The organism is Pseudomonas sp. HMWF006, from assembly GCF_003061205.1.
Classification (GTDB): domain Bacteria; phylum Pseudomonadota; class Gammaproteobacteria; order Pseudomonadales; family Pseudomonadaceae; genus Aquipseudomonas; species Aquipseudomonas monsensis.
The window spans coordinates 1-2631 of the sequence record NZ_QAIU01000564.1 but is presented as its reverse complement, the minus strand read 5'-3'; the positions used below and the strand labels follow the sequence as shown (position 1 = coordinate 2631).

Sequence of the window (2631 nt, the reverse complement as noted above, 5' to 3'; positions counted from 1 at the left end):
CCGGCCGGGGCGAATTCGTCGGCGCGATAAGGAATGTTCAAGCCTTGCAGCAGGCGCTGGCAGACCCAACGCTCACGCTCCCATTTGCGGGCATTGGACAGAAAGGCGTTGGCCTGCTCGGCCGCGATGGTCAGCAGGCGTAAATAATCTGAGTCATCCATACGCCAAGCTTAGCGTTCAAATGCGACAAGCTGAAAGCGTTACGCGGCAAAGTGCATCAGTGGGCAGTGGAGAAGGGCGGTGTAGACTCATGGAAATTGATTATTTACGCCAAACCGTGAGGACTCATCGTGAAATTTCGCTGGCTGCTGCTGTTTGCTCTTTTTCCGCTGTTTGCCCATGCACTCGAAACCGGCGAGCGTCTTGCTCCCTGGACGTTACTCGATCAGTACGAGCAACCCTTCACCCTCGACAACAGCACCACCACGCTGCTGGTGGCGCGGGATATGGACGGCGCCAAGCTGATCAAGGAGGCGTTGAAGGATCAGCCCAAGGGCTATCTGGAGGCCCGTCACGCGGTGTTCGTTGCCGATATCCAGCGCATGCCGGCGCTGATTGCCAGAATGTTTGCCGTACCGGCCATGCGCGACTATCACTATCGGGTCATGCTTGATCGAGAAGGCCGGGTTGCGTCGCGCTATCCCGGCGCGGAAGGCCAGGTGTTGTGGTTGCAACTCAAGGACGGTCGATTGCTCGCGCAACGTGAGTACGCCAACGCGAGCGACCTGCGCGAGGCACTGGAGAAGGCGCGCCCATGATCGGCGTCGAGGTGCTGGCGACTGAGAGTCTGCTGCTGGGCTGGCTGATTTATCTGCCGGTGCTGCTTTGGGCGATCGTGCGGGCGCCGTGGGTCGAGTTGTTCAGCGACAGTCGGCGTCAGCATCTGCTGTTCGGCACCGTGTTTGCGTTGTTTCTGTTGTGGTTGATGCGCAGGGATTTCGACACGGGCGTGTCGTATCACTTCCTTGGCATGACGGCGGTGACGCTGTTGCTGGATTGGCCGCTGGCGATCGTCGGCGGGCTGGTGGCGCAAATCGGCCTGGTACTGCTCGGGCGTCAGGATCTCGCGGCGATGGGGGTCAATGGCGCCTTGTTCATTTTGCTGCCGGTGCTGGTTACCGAGTGCGTGGCGATCCTCGTCGAGCGTGCGCAGCCGCGCAATCCGTTCGTGTACATCTTCTGTTCCGGTTTTTTTGCCGCCGCGCTGTCAGCCCTGTTGTGCCTGATCCTGAGCCTGACGCTGCTGTGGTACGACGGCCTTTTCGCCATGCCGGAATGGCTTGAAGACTTCATCGGTTACCTGTGGCTGATCATTTTCCCAGAGGCGTTTATCAACGGCATGATCGTCAGTGCACTGGTGGTATTCAGCCCGGAATGGCTGGAGACCTTCAACCGCACCCGCTACCTTTCGGCGCCCTGGAAGGACGACGATCCGAAGTCTTGATCCACATCAAACCCGCTGCGTGCGGGAAATTTCATGCTCGCGCAAATCCCTTCAGGAGCAGCAGCATGAGTGTTTACGAGTGGGCGAGGCAGGAAACCCGGCAGAGTCTGGAAGTGGCGCAGGAAGTGGGTTTCGACCCTGGGTTGAGCCTGCGCGCCTTGCTCAGTGCGGTGGTGCAACAGAGCAAGGCCGTGCGCAACGCCGAAGACCTGGCCGACGAGTTGCGCTTTCTTGCGGAAAACCTCGACGACGATCAGGACTACGGCTTTATGCGCCCCTGATCGAATCAGTGACGCGGGTCGAAATCACCGGAAAACAGTTCGTCCTCGGCATCCGGTGCGACCGGAATCTTGTGTTCTTCCGACGCCCAGGCGCCGAGGTCGATCAGCTTGCAGCGATCGGAGCAGAACGGGCGAAACTTGTTCTCAGGGGTGAATTCCACGGGGGCGCCGCAGGTCGGGCAGTCAACGGTGGGGATCTGGCTCATGCTTGGCCTCCGGATAACGTCAGGTAAAAGTGATGCAGGCGCTCGACCTCGCTGTGCAGCCAGGCGAGGTCGCGGTCGTTGACCACCACATCGTCGGCGCGGCTCACACGGTCTTCGCGGCTCGACTGAGCCTTGAGGATCGCCTGAACCTGCTGCTCGCTGGTCTGGTCACGCTGCAAGGTGCGTTCGATCTGCAATTGTTGCGGGGCGTCGATCACCAGGATGCGCTGCGTCATCGCGTATTGCCCGGATTCGATCAACAACGGCGAAACCAGAATCGCGTAAGGCGATTTTGCCAGTGCCAGATGATGCGCGATTTCCTCGGCGATCAACGGATGCAGCAGGGCTTCGAGCCAGCGACGTTGCTCCGGCACTTCGAAGATGAGTTTGCGCAGGGCGGCGCGGTCCAGCGTGCCATCGGCCTGCAACACGCCGGGGCCGAAGTGTTCGGCAATCTTTGCCAGCGCTGGACGCCCCGGCTCAACTACCCAGCGTGCCGCGTGATCGGCGTCCACCACGTGGACACCCAGATCAATGAAGTGCTGGGCGGCAGCGCTTTTACCGCTGCCGATGCCACCGGTGAGGCCGAGAATCCAGGGTTTTTCCACAGGGGTATTCATTTCAAACCGACAAACTGCCAATAGAAGCCGGTTATTTGACCACCCCAGAGCAAGGCAATCCAGCCGGCAATGGCCAGATA

The 2631-nt window shown here is 60.1% G+C and carries 7 protein-coding genes; 3 read left to right on the top strand and 4 right to left on the bottom strand.

Annotated elements, in window-relative coordinates; genetic code table 11:
* A partial coding sequence (locus tag DBR24_RS33800) for a DUF1780 domain-containing protein (RefSeq protein ID WP_256591837.1) occupies positions 1–161 on the bottom strand: 161 nt, incomplete at its 3' end.
* A 129-nt stretch (positions 162–290) separates the two neighbouring features.
* Here DBR24_RS33800 and DBR24_RS25825 point away from each other — a divergent pair.
* The 3 genes from DBR24_RS25825 (at position 291) to DBR24_RS25815 (ending at position 1725) form a co-directional block, all read left to right on the top strand.
* Positions 291–758 (top strand): FAD/FMN-containing dehydrogenase, encoded by a 468-nt coding sequence (locus DBR24_RS25825; RefSeq protein ID WP_128616128.1) that lies wholly within the window; start codon positions 291–293, stop codon positions 756–758.
* Entirely contained in the window at positions 755–1444 is a 690-nt protein-coding gene (locus DBR24_RS25820; RefSeq protein WP_123464062.1) for an energy-coupling factor ABC transporter permease, read from the top strand. Before DBR24_RS25825 ends, DBR24_RS25820 begins: the two co-directional genes overlap by 4 nt.
* Before the next feature lie 65 nt (positions 1445–1509).
* Positions 1510–1725: a hypothetical protein gene (locus DBR24_RS25815; protein WP_123464064.1), complete on the top strand. Its 216-nt coding sequence runs from the start codon at positions 1510–1512 to the stop codon at positions 1723–1725.
* A 5-nt stretch (positions 1726–1730) separates the two neighbouring features.
* Here DBR24_RS25815 and yacG read toward each other — a convergent pair whose 3' ends face one another.
* The 3 genes from yacG to DBR24_RS33795 all read right to left on the bottom strand — a co-directional run.
* Positions 1731–1931: a DNA gyrase inhibitor YacG gene (gene yacG, locus DBR24_RS25810; protein ID WP_123464066.1), complete on the bottom strand. Its 201-nt coding sequence runs from the start codon at positions 1929–1931 to the stop codon at positions 1731–1733.
* A complete protein-coding gene (coaE, locus tag DBR24_RS25805) occupies positions 1928–2551 on the bottom strand; it encodes a dephospho-CoA kinase (protein ID WP_038369046.1) in 624 nt (207 codons plus the stop codon). The genes yacG and coaE overlap by 4 nt, the downstream gene beginning before the upstream one ends.
* Positions 2548–2631 (bottom strand): hypothetical protein (locus DBR24_RS33795; protein ID WP_256591836.1); only part of this gene is annotated, 84 nt, incomplete at its 5' end. The genes coaE and DBR24_RS33795, both read right to left, overlap by 4 nt.